The 15,745-nt window shown below is 70.3% G+C and carries 16 protein-coding genes and 1 pseudogene; 10 read left to right on the forward strand and 7 right to left on the reverse strand.

The window, feature by feature from the left end; genetic code table 11:
- Positions 1-2 precede the first annotated feature (2 nt).
- The 5 genes from V4Y04_RS26150 (at position 3) to V4Y04_RS26170 (ending at position 5,400) form a co-directional block, all read left to right on the forward strand.
- A complete protein-coding gene (locus V4Y04_RS26150; protein ID WP_332430773.1) occupies positions 3-1,004 on the forward strand; it encodes an ABC transporter ATP-binding protein in 1,002 nt (333 codons plus the stop codon).
- The gene (locus V4Y04_RS26155; RefSeq protein ID WP_332430774.1) at positions 1,001-2,257 is read left to right on the forward strand and encodes an ABC transporter ATP-binding protein; all 1,257 of its coding nucleotides are present in this window, start codon (positions 1,001-1,003) and stop codon (positions 2,255-2,257) included. Before V4Y04_RS26150 ends, V4Y04_RS26155 begins: the two co-directional genes overlap by 4 nt.
- 277 nt (positions 2,258-2,534) lie before the next feature.
- Complete coding sequence (locus V4Y04_RS26160) at positions 2,535-3,194, forward strand: trimeric intracellular cation channel family protein (RefSeq protein WP_332433006.1); 660 nt, start codon at positions 2,535-2,537, stop codon at positions 3,192-3,194.
- 68 nt (positions 3,195-3,262) lie between these two features.
- The gene (locus V4Y04_RS26165) at positions 3,263-4,123 is read left to right on the forward strand and encodes a thioesterase family protein (RefSeq protein ID WP_332430775.1); all 861 of its coding nucleotides are present in this window, start codon (positions 3,263-3,265) and stop codon (positions 4,121-4,123) included.
- A gap of 107 nt (positions 4,124-4,230) precedes the next feature.
- On the forward strand, positions 4,231-5,400 hold the full coding sequence (locus V4Y04_RS26170; RefSeq protein WP_332430776.1) for a cysteine desulfurase family protein: 1,170 nt from the start codon (positions 4,231-4,233) through the stop codon (positions 5,398-5,400).
- Positions 5,401-6,324: 924 nt separating this feature from the next.
- On the opposite strand, the gene V4Y04_RS26180 is transcribed toward V4Y04_RS26170, so the two are convergent.
- Positions 6,325-7,200 (reverse strand): aldo/keto reductase family oxidoreductase, encoded by an 876-nt coding sequence (locus tag V4Y04_RS26180; protein ID WP_332430777.1) that lies wholly within the window; start codon positions 7,198-7,200, stop codon positions 6,325-6,327.
- 130 nt (positions 7,201-7,330) lie between these two features.
- On the opposite strand from V4Y04_RS26180, the pseudogene V4Y04_RS26185 reads away from it, so the two are divergent.
- Positions 7,331-7,759 (forward strand): annotated as a pseudogene (locus V4Y04_RS26185) (winged helix-turn-helix transcriptional regulator); the annotation flags it as partial.
- Between the two features lie 376 nt (positions 7,760-8,135).
- Here the strand turns inward: V4Y04_RS26185 and V4Y04_RS26190 are convergent.
- Positions 8,136-8,816, reverse strand: a complete 681-nt coding sequence (locus V4Y04_RS26190) for an N-acetylmuramoyl-L-alanine amidase (protein ID WP_332430778.1) — start codon at positions 8,814-8,816, stop codon at positions 8,136-8,138.
- 59 nt (positions 8,817-8,875) lie between these two features.
- Between V4Y04_RS26190 and mnmA the strand changes: the two genes are divergently transcribed.
- The gene (gene mnmA / locus V4Y04_RS26195) at positions 8,876-10,018 is read left to right on the forward strand and encodes a tRNA 2-thiouridine(34) synthase MnmA (RefSeq protein ID WP_332430779.1); all 1,143 of its coding nucleotides are present in this window, start codon (positions 8,876-8,878) and stop codon (positions 10,016-10,018) included.
- A gap of 231 nt (positions 10,019-10,249) precedes the next feature.
- Here the strand turns inward: mnmA and V4Y04_RS26200 are convergent, their stop codons facing one another.
- The 3 genes from V4Y04_RS26200 to V4Y04_RS26210 all read right to left on the reverse strand — a co-directional run bounded on the left by V4Y04_RS26200 (position 10,250) and on the right by V4Y04_RS26210 (position 11,855).
- The gene (locus V4Y04_RS26200) at positions 10,250-10,621 is read right to left on the reverse strand and encodes a hypothetical protein (RefSeq protein WP_332430780.1); all 372 of its coding nucleotides are present in this window, start codon (positions 10,619-10,621) and stop codon (positions 10,250-10,252) included.
- Positions 10,622-10,790: 169 nt separating this feature from the next.
- Positions 10,791-10,991 carry a DUF397 domain-containing protein gene (locus tag V4Y04_RS26205; RefSeq protein ID WP_332430781.1) on the reverse strand — a complete coding sequence of 67 codons (201 nt, stop codon included), beginning with the start codon at positions 10,989-10,991 and terminating at the stop codon, positions 10,791-10,793.
- Between the two features lie 12 nt (positions 10,992-11,003).
- Positions 11,004-11,855 (reverse strand): helix-turn-helix domain-containing protein, encoded by an 852-nt coding sequence (locus V4Y04_RS26210; protein ID WP_332430782.1) that lies wholly within the window; start codon positions 11,853-11,855, stop codon positions 11,004-11,006.
- Between the two features lie 335 nt (positions 11,856-12,190).
- On the opposite strand from V4Y04_RS26210, the gene V4Y04_RS26215 reads away from it, so the two are divergent.
- A complete protein-coding gene (locus V4Y04_RS26215) occupies positions 12,191-12,757 on the forward strand; it encodes an ATP-binding protein (protein ID WP_332430783.1) in 567 nt (188 codons plus the stop codon).
- An 83-nt stretch (positions 12,758-12,840) separates the two neighbouring features.
- Here the strand turns inward: V4Y04_RS26215 and V4Y04_RS26220 are convergent, their stop codons facing one another.
- Positions 12,841-13,620, reverse strand: coding sequence for an alpha/beta fold hydrolase (locus V4Y04_RS26220; RefSeq protein ID WP_332430784.1), 780 nt, complete (start codon positions 13,618-13,620; stop codon positions 12,841-12,843).
- 98 nt (positions 13,621-13,718) lie between these two features.
- The gene (locus tag V4Y04_RS26225; protein ID WP_332430785.1) at positions 13,719-14,042 is read right to left on the reverse strand and encodes a DUF427 domain-containing protein; all 324 of its coding nucleotides are present in this window, start codon (positions 14,040-14,042) and stop codon (positions 13,719-13,721) included.
- Between the two features lie 149 nt (positions 14,043-14,191).
- Here V4Y04_RS26225 and V4Y04_RS26230 point away from each other — a divergent pair, with 149 nt between their 5' ends.
- Both V4Y04_RS26230 and V4Y04_RS26235 read left to right on the forward strand, forming a co-directional pair.
- Positions 14,192-14,731 (forward strand): TIGR00730 family Rossman fold protein, encoded by a 540-nt coding sequence (locus V4Y04_RS26230; protein WP_332430786.1) that lies wholly within the window; start codon positions 14,192-14,194, stop codon positions 14,729-14,731.
- Between the two features lie 76 nt (positions 14,732-14,807).
- Positions 14,808-15,506: an SDR family oxidoreductase gene (locus V4Y04_RS26235; protein WP_332430787.1), complete on the forward strand. Its 699-nt coding sequence runs from the start codon at positions 14,808-14,810 to the stop codon at positions 15,504-15,506.
- The last annotated feature ends 239 nt before the right edge of the window (positions 15,507-15,745 follow it).

A 15,745-nucleotide genomic window follows, 5' to 3' on the forward strand; every position in this document is an offset into this window, starting at 1 on the left:
CCATGTCTCTGCTCACTGTCGACGAACTGACCGTCACCTTCGGCGGCCGCGGCCGCAAGGAGTCCCGGGCGGTCGACGGCGTCTCCTTCGAGGTCGACCAGGGCCAGGTCGTGGGCCTGGTCGGCGAGTCCGGCTGCGGAAAGTCCGTCACCTCCCTGGCCCTGATGGGCCTGTTGCCCCCCAAGGGCGTCACGGTCGGCGGCCGCGCCGAATTCGACGGCACGGATCTGTTCACCATGAGCACGTCCGCCCGTCGCGACCTGCGTGGCAGCAAGATGGCGATGATCTTCCAGGACCCGCTGTCCTCGCTCAACCCGGTCGTGCCGATCGGCGTGCAGGTCACCGAGATCCTGGAGCGCCACCGCGGGATGAAGGGGGAGGCCGCCCGCAGGGAGGCCGCCCACCTGCTGGACCGGGTCGGTATCCCCGACCCGACCCGGCGGCTCAAGGAGTACCCGCACCAGCTCTCCGGCGGTATGCGCCAGCGCGCGCTGATCGCCATGGCGGTGGCCTGTGCCCCGAGTCTGCTCATCGCCGACGAGCCCACCACGGCCCTCGACGTGACCATCCAGGCCCAGATCCTGGAGCTGCTCAAGGAACTCGTGGACAAGCAGGGCACCGCCCTGCTGATGATCACCCACGACCTCGGTGTGGTCGCCGGCATCTGCGACCAGGTCAACGTGCTCTACGCGGGCAAGGCCGTGGAGTCCGCCGGGCGCCGCGAGCTGTTCGCCCACCCCACCCACCCCTACACGCACGGACTGCTGGGCTCCATCCCGCGCCTGGACGCTCCCCGGGGCGAGTCCCTCAAGCCCATCCGCGGCTCCATCAACGACCGTGTCGCCTGGGTCGACGGCTGTGCCTTCGCGCCCCGCTGCGACCGGTACGAGATGGGCTGCCTGACCGGCACCCCGCAGCTCGCCGAGCCGCGTGCCGCCGATCACCGGGTGCGGTGCGTCAACCCCGTACTCGACGACGCGAAGGCCGAGGAGGTCCCCGCATGAGCCTGCTCGAACTGGACGGCGTCAAGGTCCACTTCCCCATCAAGAAGGGCGTGCTGTTCGACCGTACGGTCGGGCACGTCTACGCCGTGGACGGGGTGTCCCTGAAGGTCGAGGCCGGCGAGACCTACGGCCTGGTCGGCGAGTCCGGCTGCGGCAAGACCACCCTCGGGCGGTCGGTGCTGCGGCTCGTGGACATCACCGAGGGGTCGGTCGTCCTCGACGGCACCGACCTGGCGAAGCTGCCGAACGAGGAGATGCGCCGCTTCCGGCGCCGGCTCCAGATGGTCTTCCAGGACCCGCTGGGCTCGCTCAACCCCCGGCAGAACATCGAGTCGATCCTGTCCGAGGGCATGGTCGCCCACGGCATCGGCAAGAACCAGGAGGAGCGCCGCGAGAAGATCAAGGCGATCCTGGAGCGGGTCGGCCTGCCCTCCAACGCCCTCGCCCGCTACCCGCACGAGTTCTCCGGCGGTCAGCGCCAGCGCATCGGCATCGCCCGCGCGCTGGTCCTCGAGCCGGACGTGATCATCTGCGACGAGCCGGTCTCCGCGCTCGACGTGTCGATCCAGGCCCAGGTCGTCAACCTCCTGGAGGAACTCCAGGAGGAACTCGGTCTGACCTACCTGGTCATCGCCCACGACCTCGCGGTCGTCCGGCACATCTCCGACGTGATCGGCGTGATGTACCTGGGCTCGCTGGTCGAGGAGGCGCCGAGCGACACGCTGTACGCCGAGCCCAAGCACCCGTACACCAAGGCCCTGATGTCGGCCGTGCCGGTGCCGGACCCGGAGGTGGAGGACCGCCGCGAGCGCATCCTGCTCACCGGCGACCTGCCCTCCCCGGCGAACCCGCCGGCCGGCTGCCGCTTCCACACCCGCTGCCCCTGGGCCCAGGCCGAGAAGTGCGCGACCGAACGGCCGGAGCTGAAGGACGTCGGCGGCGGTCACCGGGTGGCCTGCCACTACACCGCCGAGATCGCGTCGGGAGAGCTGACACCGACCCGGCCGACGGGCATCGAGGCCGTCACGGAGACCACCGAGGACGTGGTGGTGGAGCAGGCCGAGGGCGAAGCGGAGATTCCCGCCGCGCTCCTGCCGGCCGACTCGACGACCAAGCCGGACGCCGCGGTGGTCAAGGAGAAGGTGCCGGCAGCGGTCGAGGTCCCGAGCGACTCGACGGCCGATGCCATCGCGAAGGACCACGACGTCACGGGGCCGGACGCGTCCGGCAAGGGCCCGGCCGGGACCGCCTGACGGACCGCCGTATTTCCCGAAGTACCGAAGTACCGGATTACCGGATTCCTGGAGCACCGGACGAAGCAACCGTCCGGTGCTCCGGAACCCTTCGGGCTACCGCCCGGTGCCCGCCCGGATCGGTTCGCACCTTCGCGGACAGCCCGGCGGTCGCCGGACGACCGGACCGCGGGTCTGATCCAGCGGCGACCGGTCCCCGGACAGCACGTTCGTATCGACCCTTGCCCCTCGCCTTGCTTTGTAAGGCGAGGGGTCCTTGCTGAGTAAGAATGTCAAGGTGCTTCAGCAACTCTTCAGCCCGTCCCTCCTGCACGCGCTCGACCTGATCGGTATCTTCGTCTTCGCGATCTCGGGCGCCCTGCTGGCCGTTCACAAGAACCTCGACGTCTTCGGCATCGCGGTCCTCGCCGAGGCCACCGCCCTGGGCGGCGGGCTCTTCCGCGATGTGGTCATCGGCGCTGTGCCGCCCGCCGCCTTCACGGACCTCGGATACTTCGTGACCCCGCTGCTGGCCGTGGCGCTGGTCTTCTTCCTCCACCCGCACGTCGAGCGAATCCAGAACGCCGTCAACTTCTTCGACGCCGCGGGGCTCGGCCTGTTCTGCGTCGTCGGCACCGCCAAGGCGTACGACTACGGGCTCAGCCCGGCCGCTTCCGCCTGCCTGGGCCTGGTCACCGCGGTGGGTGGCGGTGTGCTGCGGGACGTGCTCGCCAACGAGGTGCCCTCGCTGCTGCGCTGGGACCGCGACCTGTACGCGGTACCGGCGATGGTCGGCGCCACGATGGTGGCCCTGTGTATCCACTTCGACGTGCTGAACGCGTTCACCAGCAGTTTCGCCGTGATCACGGCGTTCATGCTGCGGCTGCTGGCACTCCGGTACCACTGGCGGGCCCCCCGCGCGTGGCAGCGTCGCTCGGCGGTCCGCGAGGAGGAGTAGGGGAGGGGTGAGGGGTGGACCAGGACCCAAAGCTACCGCTTAGTAGGTGACTCTTGTACTGTTCATCCATGCCAGAAGCAGCCTCCGCCCCGGCCCTCCGGGCCACCGTCGGTGACAGTGAGTTCGATCGCGACACCGCGGTCACGCCCCGTGAACCGGGCGTCTACGACGTCGACCTCTCCGCCGGCTGGACGATCATCAGGGCCGTCAACGGCGGTTATCTGCTGGCCGTACTGGGCCGCGCCCTCGCCGACGCCCTGCCGCACGCGGACCCGTTCACCCTCTCCGCGCACTACCTGACCGCCTCCCAGCCGGGCCCGGCGGTCGTCCGTACCCAGACCGTACGCACCGGACGCACCCTCTCGACCGGCCAGGCGTCCCTCTTCCAGACCGACGACCAGGGGCGTGAGGTCGAGCGCATCCGTCTCCTGGCCTCCTACGGCGACCTGGACGCCCTCCCCGACGACGTCCGTACGTCGGCCGAGCCACCCGCGATACCGCCCATGGACCAGTGCTTCGGCCCCGAGGACGGTCCGGCCCCCGTCGACGGCAGCTCCGCCATCACGGACCGGCTGATGCTCAAGCTCGATCCGTCGACCCTCGGCTGGGCCCTCGGGAAGCCCTCCGGCAAGGGAGAGATGCGCGCCTGGTTCGGGCTCGCCGACGGCCGGGACCACGATCCGCTCTCCCTGCTCCTCGCGGTGGACGCACTGCCTCCGACCGCCTTCGAGCTCGGGCTCAAGGGCTGGGTCCCCACGGTCGAACTGACGGCGCACGTCCGCTCCCGCCCGGCGCCCGGCCCGCTGCGGGTGTCGATCACCACCCGCAACCTCGCCGGCGGTTTCCTCGAGGAGGACGCCGAGGTCTGGGACAGCGCGGACCGACTGGTCGCCCAGTCCCGCCAGCTCGCCCGGGTGCGCCTGGGCTGAGCGGTTCTTCGCGGTGCGGCCGGCGCGGGGCATGTGAACAGGCGTGCCGGTTCCCGGCCGACCGTGCCCCGGGGTCGCCGGGCGCGGCCCGTAGAATCGGTCCCACCATGGCTTACCTCGACCACGCCGCGACCACCCCGATGCTTCCCGAGGCGGTCGAGGCACTCACCGAGCACCTCGGCGTCACCGGCAACGCCTCCTCCCTCCACGCCGCCGGCCGACGTGCCCGCCGGAGTGTCGAGGAAGCCCGCGAAGCCCTCGCCGAAGCCCTCGGCGCCCGTCCCAGCGAGGTGGTCTTCACCTCCGGCGGGACCGAGGCCGACAACCTCGCCGTGAAGGGCCTGTACTGGGCCCGGCGCGACGCCGACCCGGCCCGCATCCGGGTTCTCGCCAGCCCCGTCGAACACCATGCCGTCCTGGACGCCGTCCACTGGCTCGGTGAGCACGAGGGCGCCGTCGTCGAGTACCTGCCCGTCGACTCCCACGGCCGGGTCCACCCGGATGCCCTGCGCGAGGCGATCGCGCGCAACCCCGACGACGTGGCCCTGGCCACCGCGATGTGGGCCAACAACGAGATCGGGACGATCCTGCCGGTCCGCGAACTCGCCGAGGCCGCCGCCGAGTTCGGTGTCCCGCTGCACTCCGACGCCGTCCAGGCCTTCGGCCAGGTGCCCGTGGACTTCGCCTCCTCCGGGCTCGCCGCGATGACCGTCTCGGGCCACAAGATCGGCGGCCCGTACGGCATCGGAGCGCTGGTCCTGGGCCGTGAGCACACCCCCGTGCCGGTGCTGCACGGCGGCGGTCAGGAGCGGCACGTCCGCTCCGGCACGCTCGACGTACCCGCCGTCGCCTCCTTCGCCGTCGCCGGCCGGCTCGCCGCCGAGCAGCGGGAATGGTTCGCCCGCGAGATCGGCGCGCTCCGCGACGACCTGGTCGCCGCGGTCCGCGAGGCCGTCCCGAACGCCGTCCTGGGCGGCGACCCCGCGCCCGGGGGACGGCTTCCGGCCAACGCCCACTTCACGTTCCCCGGCTGTGAGGGCGACTCCCTGCTGCTCCTGCTCGACGCGCAGGGCATCGAGTGCTCCACCGGCTCCGCCTGCACCGCCGGCGTCGCCCAGCCCAGCCACGTCCTCCTGGCCACCGGCACCGACCCGGACCTGGCCCGCGGCACCCTGCGCTTCTCCCTCGGCCACACCTCCACCGGGGCCGACGTCCAAGCCGTGGCCAAGGCCATCGGACCGGCGGTGGAACGCGCGCGGGCGGCGGGGCTGACCTAGGGCCTGTCCGGCGGATCATGCCGGAGACGTGGGGTCTGGCACGCTCTCCCCCGAGCTCTTCGAGCAGGGGGGACCCCCAGCGGCGTTGTCGTCGGTTGCCGACTCCCCCACGCTCGGCTGCTCCCCCACTCTCGGCTGCGCTCGAGCGGGAGGGACCCCCATGCGCGGGAGGGGCCCCCATCGCGTCGGCGCCCTCCTCCGCCTTGCAGCTGAACGCACCAGACCCCACTTGTCCCAGATGGACGGACACCGCCGATTACCTCCGACTTGATCCGCCGGACAGGCTCTAGGCGGTTTCGTTCAAGAGCACCGGATCGTCGGTTCGGGTGGGCCGTTGACCGACGCCCGGCGGCCGACGCCCGGCGGCCGACGCCCGGCGGCCGCAGACGGACCCGTCCGCACCAACCGGACCGTTTCGATGCCGATACAGACAGATCTGCACCGGGTCTTGAACCCTTCATGCCCACACTGCTGGGCGTGAGTCAGCCTCGCCTTGTCCACGGGGCTCTCAGGCCCGGGCATACTCAAAGGCTCGGCACGCGCCCCGATGGTCAGCTCCCACCGGCCTTCACCTCCCCTTGGCGTACTCCTCCCGCGCGCTCCGCGACCACCTGCGAAAACGCGACATCCGTGCGGTGATCCCCGTCCCCGCGAACCGGCGAGGCCACAGGCCGCGTCGCGGCGGCCGGGGCGGCAGACCGCCGGCCTTCGACCGTGAGACACACCAGCAGCGCAACACCGTCGAGCGGTGAGTCAACCGGCTCGGGCAAGGGCGCGGTATCGCGACCCGTTACGGGAAGACGGCCATGACGTGCCCTGCCGGACTCCACACCCCGGGCATCCCCCTCCGGTCCACCCGACAACCCGGGCAAAACCGCCTACCGTGCACGAGCTCGTCGGTGCGGCCGACGGCCTGTGCGTGCTTCAGTGGCCGATGCCGTTCAGTTCGGCCACGTCCTCGTCGGAGAGGGAGAGCCCGGCGCCTGCGATGTTCTCGCGCAGATGGGCGGTGGACGAGGTGCCGGGGATGAGCAGGATGTTCGGCGAGCGTCGCATCAGCCAGGCCAGCGCGACCGACATCGGCGTCGCCTCCAGCCGGCTCGCGACCTGCGAGAGGGTCTCGGACTGGAGTGGCGTGAAGCCGCCCAGGGGGAAGAACGGCACGTAGGCGATGCGGGCGGCGGCGAGGCGATCGACGAGGTCGTCGTCGTGGCGGTGGGCGAGGTTGTACATGTTCTGCACGCACACGATCGGGGTGATGCCGCGCGCCTCGGCGACCTGCTCCGCAGTGACATTGCTGACGCCGAGGTGGCGGATCAGACCGTCTCGCTGGAGGTCGACGAGTGTCTCGAGCGCTTCGGCGATCGAGCCGGGCCGGGGGCCCTGGGCGTCGCCCATGCGCATGTTGACCAGGTCGAGGGTCTCGACACCGAGGGAGTCGAGGTTCTCGTGGACCTGCTTGCGCAGGTCTTCGGGGCGCCGGGCGGTGGGCCAGCCGCCCTGCGCGTCGCGGGTCGCGCCCACCTTGGTGGCGATGAACAGCGACTCCGGGTAGGGGTGCAGCGCTTCGCGGATCAGCTCGTTCGTGATGCGCGGGCCGTAGGCGTCGCTGGTGTCGATGTGGGTGATCCCGAGGCCGACCGCCTTGCGCAGGACGGCCAGGGCGCCGTCGTGGTCGGCGGGCGGCCCCATGACCCACGGGCCGGCGAGTTGCATCGCGCCGTAGCCGAACCGGGTGACGGTCGAGTCGCCCAGCGTCCAGGTTCCGCCGGGAAGAGGAGGTGTGAAGGCGGTCTCCATCGCAGTGCCTTTCGCTTCTTGTCAGGGGTGGTGTCTCCGTCCCCCTTGCACCAGCATGGGAGAGCTGCTTCCCTTCGGGAAGTAGGCACTCTGAAGTGCGTAACTTCCCCAGAAGCGGACGGTGAGATCGGTGACGACGACGAAGGCCGAGAAAAGGGCGCAGGGCAAGGCGGAGTACAACGCGTTCCTGGCGGTGTGCCCCAGCCGTCAGCTCCTCGACCGGATCTCGGACAAGTGGGTCGTCCTGATCCTGTGTGCGCTGGGTGGTGACGCGTCCGAAGAGCACCCCGGCGCATCGCGCGCCCCGAAAGCGATGCGCTACTCCGAACTCGCCCGGCTGCTGGTCGGTGTCAGCCAGAAGATGCTGACCCAGACCCTGCGAGCCCTCGAACGCGACGGCTTGCTCACCCGCACCGTGACGCCCACGGTTCCCGTTACCGTCACCTACGAGCTGACCGACCTCGGCCTCTCGCTCCACCACCTGACACGCGGGCTCAGGCAGTGGGCGCAGACCCACATGGACCAGGTCCTCACCAGCCGTGAGAAGCACGACGCGCGGGGGACGGATCGAGCCGCTGCTTCCGGACCGGACGCGCGACCGGGCCCGCGCCCGCAGCCGGAACGACGAACGGCCGATCCGAACGAGACCGCCCGGCCCTCCGGGCGCGACAACGACCTACGAGACGGGTTCCCTTCGCCGGTATGACCCGGATCAGGTGACTAGGGGTCGCCTTCCGGTCCTGTCCTGCGACCTTCCGGCCTCTCAGCACGACCGTCGACGTCGGCACCAGCGGAAGTCGAAACTTCGCGCTGAAGTCGGCTACTCCGGTCGAACTCCCTCACTCATCCCGTAGGCCTGTTCTTATGATAGAACGCCCATTTCTGGATGGAAGGGGGTGGGTTGAGATTTTTTGTCCAGTTTTCGGGTGGCGGAGTCAGGCCGTCGCCGTGAGCGCCTGACGCACGAGCTTCATGTAGCGGTCCCAGTCCCAGTGCGGCCCCGGGTCGGTGTGGTCGGTGCCCGGCACCTCGATGTGCCCGATGATGTGCTTCCGGTCGACGGGTATGTCGTAGCGCGCGCATATCCGGGCCGTGAGCCGGGCCGAGGCCTCGTACATCTCGTCCGTCAGGTCCTGCGGCCGGTCCACGAAGCCCTCGTGCTCGATGCCGATACTGCGCTCGTTGTATGCGCGGTTGCCCGCCTGGTAGGCCACGTCCAGCTCGCGGATCATCTGCGTGATGCGCCCGTCCTGCCCGACGATGTAGTGCGTGGACGCCTGGTGCCCCGGGTCCTGGAAGGCCCGTACCGCGCTGTCGAAACTGCCCTGCGTGACATGGACGATCACCATGTCGATATCGAAGTCGTCGGGTCGGTCCGCGCGCCGCCAGTTGGCGTCCGAGGCCGCCACCCAGCGGGCGCCCGCGAAGTCGACCACGCCCTGCTTGCGCGGCTTCTCGACCCCGGGCATCCGCCACCACAGGCGGCCCAGCTCGTCCCGCGCCAGCACGGCCGTACCCGCGGCGGCGGCCACCCCGCCGACGATCAGGGCCCGCCGGCCGATGCGACGGTCCCCGTCCTTGCCGGCCCGGTCCGTGGAAGCTCTTCTTTCCCCCATGCGATCAACAACGGATACCCGGTGGCTCTGGTTCCCGTTCCCCGTACCCTGGAACGGTTATGACTGAGATCCCGCAGCCCTCCCGCCCCCGCCCCCTCCGGGTACTGGCCGCCATGTCCGGCGGCGTCGACTCCGCCGTGGCCGCCGCCCGTGCCGCCGAAGCGGGCCACGACGTGACCGGCGTCCACCTCGCGCTCTCCGCGAACCCCCAGTCCTTCCGCACGGGCGCGCGGGGCTGCTGCACCATCGAGGACTCGCGCGACGCCCGCCGTGCCGCGGACGTCATCGGCATCCCGTTCTACGTGTGGGACCTCGCCGACCGCTTCCGCGAGGACGTCGTGGAGAACTTCGTCGCCGAGTACGAGGCCGGCCGCACCCCCAACCCGTGCCTGCGCTGCAACGAGAAGATCAAGTTCGCCGCGCTGCTCGACAAGGCCCTGGCCCTCGGCTTCGACGCCGTGGCCACCGGCCACTACGCGCGCGTGGTCACCCTGTCCGACGGCACGCGCGAACTGCACCGCGCCTCCGACATGGCCAAGGACCAGTCGTACGTCCTGGGGGTGCTGGACGACCGGCAGCTCGCCCACGCGATGTTCCCGCTCGGCGACACGGTCACCACCAAGGACGAGATCCGCGCGGAGGCCGAGCGCAGGGGACTGGCGGTGGCCAAGAAGCCCGACTCGCACGACATCTGCTTCATCGCCGACGGCGACACCCAGGGCTTCCTCGCGAACCGGCTGGGCCGGGCCGAGGGCGACATCGTCGACGAGTCCGGCGTCAGGGTCGGCACGCACGAGGGCGCCCACGGCTTCACCATCGGCCAGCGCAAGGGCCTGCGGATCGGCACCCCCGCCCCCGACGGCAAGCCCCGCTACGTCCTCGACATCTCCCCGGTGACCAACACGGTCACCGTCGGCCCCGCGGACTCCCTCGATGTCGGCGCGCTCACCGCGATCGAGCCCCGCTGGTGCGGCACCGCCCCGACCGGCCCCGGCACCTACACCGCCCAGCTCCGCGCCCACGGCGACGAGACCGAGGTCACCGCCGAGCTCATCGACGGCACCCTGGAGGTGTCGTTCAAGGAGCCGGTCCGCGGCGTGGCCCCCGGCCAGGCGATCGTCCTCTACGCCGGCACCCGAGTGGTCGGCTCCGCCACCATCGCCACGACGTCCCGTACGACGAAGACGCCCACGGCGGTCTGACACCGGGGCGTCCGACGGGGTCGGCACGGTGAGCTGGTCGAAAACCGTGAGCAGTTGGCGGGCGACTGTCACTTTGACGCTCGAATGAGCGCCAAAGTGACAGTGGGGCCCGGAGTGCTCACGCTTTTGGGAAGGTGGAGTATCCCCTCTGGACGCGGGTGATCGTCACGGTCACCGGAAACGGCGGGCGGGTGCCGGCGCCTGCACACCCGTCACGGCTTCCTCGCCCCGTCAATGGTCCTGCGGCTGTGCGGGGAACTCGTGGACGAGTTGGATCTCACCGACGATGTGGGCGTTGAACTCGTCGAGTTCCCCGGCCGGAACCCACAGCTCGAGGATGGTCCGCCCGCCCGCCTGCTGCACGGGATACCGGGCGAGGAACTCCGACTCGACCTCGAAGCGGGTGACGAACCCGGCACCGTCGTGCTTCACGTTCCAGTCCCGGGCGATCCTGATCGCGTAGTCCTCGTCGAGGACCGGATAGAAGACCGGCTGCTCGGGCAACCGGGGCGGCCAGGCCCGCCACCCCGACTCCCGGACCAGCTCCAGCTCCTTGGGCCCGGTCGGACGCCACAGCGTCGTCGTCGCCTGTCGGACGGTCATCGATACTGCTCCCCGTACGTCGAGAACCGCGGAAACGGCTGATCGGAATACCGGACGATACCGACACACCAAGTCTTGCGACCACACGGTTTTCCACCCGTGCACGTCCCGCACGCTATGCGGCCACCGGCGCCTGTGTCTTTGAGTGAATGCCTGTGGTGCGTGGTCGTTAGAGACCTACGTGGCTTACGGCCCCGGCTCGGGCGGCATTGACGAACAAGGAGAACGCCGTCCGGCCGATGGCGAAGGCCAGGGTGGGGCGGACGCTGTCCCGGATCGCCATCCGTTCGCTGTCGTGGACCGCAACCTCTATGCAGGCGTTGCCGGAAGCCTCGGAGAACGAGGACTTGAACCATTTCAAATCGGACAAGACTGGTACCTCTTACAGGTCTCCGATGACGTCGAGGATGAAGTCCCTCGATGCCCTCGGATTCAACGCCACCCGTTCGACCAAGTCCAGCCGCGCGCGGAAGTTGGCCAGATGGGTGGGGGAGTCGAAGAAGACGGCGCCTGTGGGGGAGTCCACCTGCACGGTGTCCAGGTGAGGGTTGGGCGCTGATGCGTACATCACTGTGTCCCCTGCCATGGGGAAGCCCTCTGCGGTGAAGGGGATCACGAGGAGCTGAACGTTGTCGCGTTCGCTTTCTTCGAGGAGGCGGCACAGTTGGGCTTTGGCGATCTGTCGTCCTCCGATCCGCATGCGCAGGGCCGCCTCATGGACGTAACCCGCGTATGGCACCCCTGGGTTGTCCGCTACTGCTCGATGGCGGCCGAGTCGCTGGGCCACTCGCAATTCGACTTCCAAGCGGGGCAGCGCTGGAACGAACAGGTCGAAGAGAGATCGAGCATGATCCTCTGTCTGGAAGATCCCCGGGATGTGCGCGGTCTGAAGGGTTCTGAGGGCGGTGGCGTGGTGCTCCAGCTCCGCAACGTCGAGGAAGTCCGGTGGGATCTTCCCTCGGTACTCGTCCCACCAGCCTTTCGGCCGTCCGCCGGTCATTGAGGCCAACGCATCAATCAAATCAGGGTCGTTGCACTCGTAGATACTCGCAAGGCGCCGTAGTCGCTCATCGCTGATGCCGAACCGCCCTGACTCGATGTTCGAGATCATGGTGCGATCCACTCCGAGCCGCGTCGCGGCTACAGGTGCGGTCATGCCGGCGGCTTCGCGTAGTCGCCGTAGTTCGGCCCCGAACCGGCGTTGCCGGATGCTCGGGTGGTGCCGTGGTGCCATGAACAACTCCTTGCTCGCGCGCACAGTTTGCCGAGAGTGACGTGCAGTGTCCATCGAAACCTAGTGCTAAAACCCGTTTTGGCGAATTTGGTAGCACGCGTTTTATTTTTCCCGCTAGCGTATGACCCACGCCACCCTTCCCGGTCCCTCCTCGGAGGAAGCGCACCCCCGCCTCAACTCCTGTCCGGGCCCGACGGGGCGAGGGGCGGGCGGCAGGCCACCGCCGCGAACCCGTGGGGGCGCGGCGTGGGCGGCACACGGCATCACCGCTCCAACCACTTCAACGAACCGAACCGTGACTCGTCGCATCGCGCACACGCACAAGGAGGTGCCGCGTGAAGAATGCGGAACCGGAACACGAGCAGACGCCCGAACCCGCAGGCCGGCAGGAATCCACGATCCCCGGCCCGCCTCTCATCCCGTTCGCCGAACCCTGGGAGTACGAGCTGCACTTTCCCCGCGACGCACGCGGACCCGCCGTCGCCCGTACGACGCTCAAGGCGGTGCTCGGTGTGCACGGGCTGGGTGAGTTCATCGACCGGGCGGAACTGCTCACCTCGGAGCTGGCCACCAACGCCGTGCGCTACTCTCTCGGTCCCGCCACCGTGCGGCTGTGCTGGGCCAACCCCGTGCTACGCGTCAGTGTCACGGACACCTGCCCCGATTTCCCCGTGTCGTTGGTGCCGGGCGGGCCGGACGAGGAGCGGGGCCGGGGACTGCTGATTCTCGACCTGCTGGCCGACGACTGGGGCGGATGCGGGCTCGGGGAGGCGGTGTTCGGGGTGGGCGGCAAGAGCGTCTGGTTCGAGCTGGTACATGGCGGGGGCGATCCGCCGCCAGGAGGCTGTGCGGCAGGCGGCGCCGGGCCCCGGCCACCAGATCTGCCCGTGCTCGCCGCCTGAGAAAAGGGAAACCGTCCGTACGGTCCTCCGCCACAGGGAGTGGCGGAGGACCGAGGGCGAGAGGCCCGGCCTCCTCCGGTCCCTCACCGGCCGAAGAACTCCGCCAGCACCGGGGCCAGGACGTCCGGTTCGACCATGTGGGTCTGGCCGGGCAGGGTGCGGCAGGTGCCCCGGGGGACGGCGTCCGCGATGGCCCGGGCGGCCTCGCGCATCCAGGCCGGGCTCGCGTCGCCCGCGATGGACAGCACCGGTACGGGGACCGACGCCAGCAGCTTCACCGGGACACCGCCGTCGCCCATGACCGCGTCGTCGTACGCGAGGCTCGGCGCGATCGACTCCATCCCGGCCCACAGGGGGGACTGGCGGGCACCCTGGATCACCGCCTCGCTCAGCCCGGTGAGGTGGAGGAAGAGCTCCACCGCGTCTCCGCGGCGCCCCTCGCCCAGTGCCTCCGCCAGGCGCTCGGTGTACCGGGCGCGCTCCCTCAGGTCCTCCTCCGACGTCGCGTACGGCGTCTCGTACACGGCGACATGGCGCACCGGCAGACCGCTCGCCGCCGCGTGCAGCGCCAGCGCGCCACCCGAGGAGACGCCGTACAGCGACGCCTGTCCGCCCACCGCCTCGATCAGCGCCGCCAGGTCCTCGATCTCGCGTTCCACCGCGTACGGCAGCCGGTCCCCGCTCGCCCCGCGGCCCCGGCGGTCGTACACGACGACCCGGAACCGCTCCGAGAGCGGGGCGGCCAGCGGTGCCACCGTGGCGCCCGTCGACATCGCGCCGCTGACGAGGACGACCACGGAACCCCGCCCGGCGCTCTCGTGGGCGATGTGGGTGCCGTCACGCGAAACGATGTTCTTGTCCATGTCACCGCAGACTGCCGCACTGAGGCCCGATCGTCGGTGAGGCGGGCCGCGCGTCCGACAATCGCAACCCTTCTATCCGATCATCGGACTTCCGTGTCTCATAGGACCTCCACGTCGTAGAAGCACAGGTGGTCCTTGACGTCGACGACGTCCGGTTTCGGGTCCGGGTACGCCCAGGCGAGATCGGGCGCGTCCGGGCGCGACCAGTAGGACGCGGTGCCCTTGAAGGGGCAGTGGGTATGGGTCTCGGACGAGGTCAGCAGGTCGAGCCGTACGTCCTGGGGCGGGATGTAGTACCGCGCGGGCAAGCCCGTCTCGTGCAGCACCAGTGCCCGGTCGCTCTCGGCCAGGACCTCCCCGCCGTGCACCACGCGCACGTGCCGCTCGCTCCGTTCGACGGTGATGCGGTGTCCTCTGGTCACGGTCCACGCTCCTCGGTCAGCCGGGTCATGGGGGCGTCCGGGCCGGCGGGGCCGGCCGAACGCCGGCCGGTCCGAACGCCGAACAGTGCAGCGTCCGCGGAAGCCGTATTCTTCCCCTCCCCGCCGGACCGAGCCCGTACCCTGGGGCCGTGAACATCTGTGTTTTTCTCTCCGCCGCCGATCTGGACGAGCGGTACACGCGCCCCGCGCGGGAGTTCGCCGAGCTGCTCGGCAAGGGCGGCCACACCCTGGTGTGGGGCGGCTCCGACGTCGGCCTGATGAAGGTCGTCGCCGACGGGGTACAGGAGGCGGGCGGGCGGCTCCTCGGCGTCTCCGTGGAGTTCCTGGCGGCGAAGGCCCGCGTGGGCGCCGACGAGATGATCGTCGCCCGGGACCTGGCGGAGCGCAAGCGCCTGCTCCTCGAGAAGGCCGACGCCGTGGTCGTCATGGTGGGCGGTACCGGCACGCTCGACGAGGCCACCGAGATCCTCGAGCTGAAGAAGCACGGGCACACGGACAAGCCGGTGGTCCTGCTGAACAGCGCGGGCTTCTACGACGGCCTCAAGACCCAGTTCCGGCGGATGGAGGACGAGGGTTTCCTGCCCCGCGCCCTCACCGACCTGGTGTTCTTCGCCGAGGAGCCCGTCGGGGCACTGGCCTACCTGGAGGAGAGCCAGGGCATCGAGTGACCCGGCTCAGGTCCTTCCACTCAGGTCCTTCCAAGGGAGAACCCTGGCCAGGCCCTGACCATGCGGTGATGCGAGCATGGCGGGCATGCCTACTCATGTGATCACCGGAGCCGGTTCCGGCATCGGCGCGGCCGTCGCCCGCCGGCTGCACGCGCGCGGGGACGAACTCGTCCTGCACGCACGTTCGGCGGGGCGCGCGAAGGAACTGGCGGCCGAGTTCCCCGGCGCGCGGACCCTCGTCGGTGACCTGGCCGACCCCGACCGGCTCAGCTGGGCCCTCTCCCACCAGTCCCTCCCGGACCGGGTGGACTCCCTGCTGCACATCGCCGGCGTCGTCGACCTCGGCGAGATCGGCGAGCTGACCCCGAAGACCTGGCGGCACCAGCTCGACGTCAACCTCGTCGCCCCCGCCGAACTCACCCGGCACTTCCTGCCCCAGCTGCGCGCGAGCCGCGGACACGTGGTCTTCGTCAACTCCGGTGCGGGCCTGAGCGCCCACGCCCAGTGGGGCGCCTACGCGGCCTCCAAGCACGGTCTGAAGGCCCTCGCCGACGCGCTGCGCGAGGAGGAGCACGGCAACGGCGTCCGGGTCACCTCGGTCTACCCCGGCCGCACCGCCAGCCCCATGCAGGCCAAGGTGCACCAGCAGGAGGGCAAGGACTACGACCCCGGCCGGTGGATCGACCCCGAGTCGGTCGCCACCACCCTCCTCACGGCCCTCGACCTGCCCCGGGACGCGGAGGTCAACGACCTGACGGTGCGGCCGGGGCGCTGACCTCGCGGGCGTACGGCCTGACCGTGCGGGCGGGGCGCCGAACCCGCAGGGGTACGGCCTGGCGGTTCGGGCGAGGCGTCAGGCCGCCGCGACGCCGGAACGCCGCGACGCCGGACGCCGACCTGACAGGCGTACGGGTTGACCGTGCGGGCGAGGCGCGGGGTCGCCGCGACGTCGACCTGCCGGGCGTGGGACCGACTGTGCTGCTGGGCGCACGCCCCGCCGGCACGGCCGGGACA

Source organism: Streptomyces sp. P9-A2, from assembly GCF_036634175.1.
Lineage (GTDB): Bacteria > Actinomycetota > Actinomycetes > Streptomycetales > Streptomycetaceae > Streptomyces > Streptomyces pratens.

Coding starts and splice junctions, on each gene's coding strand:
- V4Y04_RS26150 (WP_332430773.1), top strand. CDS start 3: ATGTCTCTGCTCACTGTCGACGAACTGACCGTCACCTTCGGCGGCCGC.
- V4Y04_RS26155 (WP_332430774.1), top strand. CDS start 1,001: ATGAGCCTGCTCGAACTGGACGGCGTCAAGGTCCACTTCCCCATCAAG.
- V4Y04_RS26165 (WP_332430775.1), top strand. CDS start 3,263: ATGCCAGAAGCAGCCTCCGCCCCGGCCCTCCGGGCCACCGTCGGTGAC.
- V4Y04_RS26170 (WP_332430776.1), top strand. CDS start 4,231: ATGGCTTACCTCGACCACGCCGCGACCACCCCGATGCTTCCCGAGGCG.
- V4Y04_RS26180 (WP_332430777.1), bottom strand. CDS start 7,200: ATGGAGACCGCCTTCACACCTCCTCTTCCCGGCGGAACCTGGACGCTG.
- V4Y04_RS26190 (WP_332430778.1), bottom strand. CDS start 8,816: ATGGGGGAAAGAAGAGCTTCCACGGACCGGGCCGGCAAGGACGGGGAC.
- mnmA (WP_332430779.1), top strand. CDS start 8,876: ATGACTGAGATCCCGCAGCCCTCCCGCCCCCGCCCCCTCCGGGTACTG.
- V4Y04_RS26200 (WP_332430780.1), bottom strand. CDS start 10,621: ATGACCGTCCGACAGGCGACGACGACGCTGTGGCGTCCGACCGGGCCC.
- V4Y04_RS26210 (WP_332430782.1), bottom strand. CDS start 11,855: ATGGCACCACGGCACCACCCGAGCATCCGGCAACGCCGGTTCGGGGCC.
- V4Y04_RS26220 (WP_332430784.1), bottom strand. CDS start 13,620: ATGGACAAGAACATCGTTTCGCGTGACGGCACCCACATCGCCCACGAG.
- V4Y04_RS26235 (WP_332430787.1), top strand. CDS start 14,808: ATGGCGGGCATGCCTACTCATGTGATCACCGGAGCCGGTTCCGGCATC.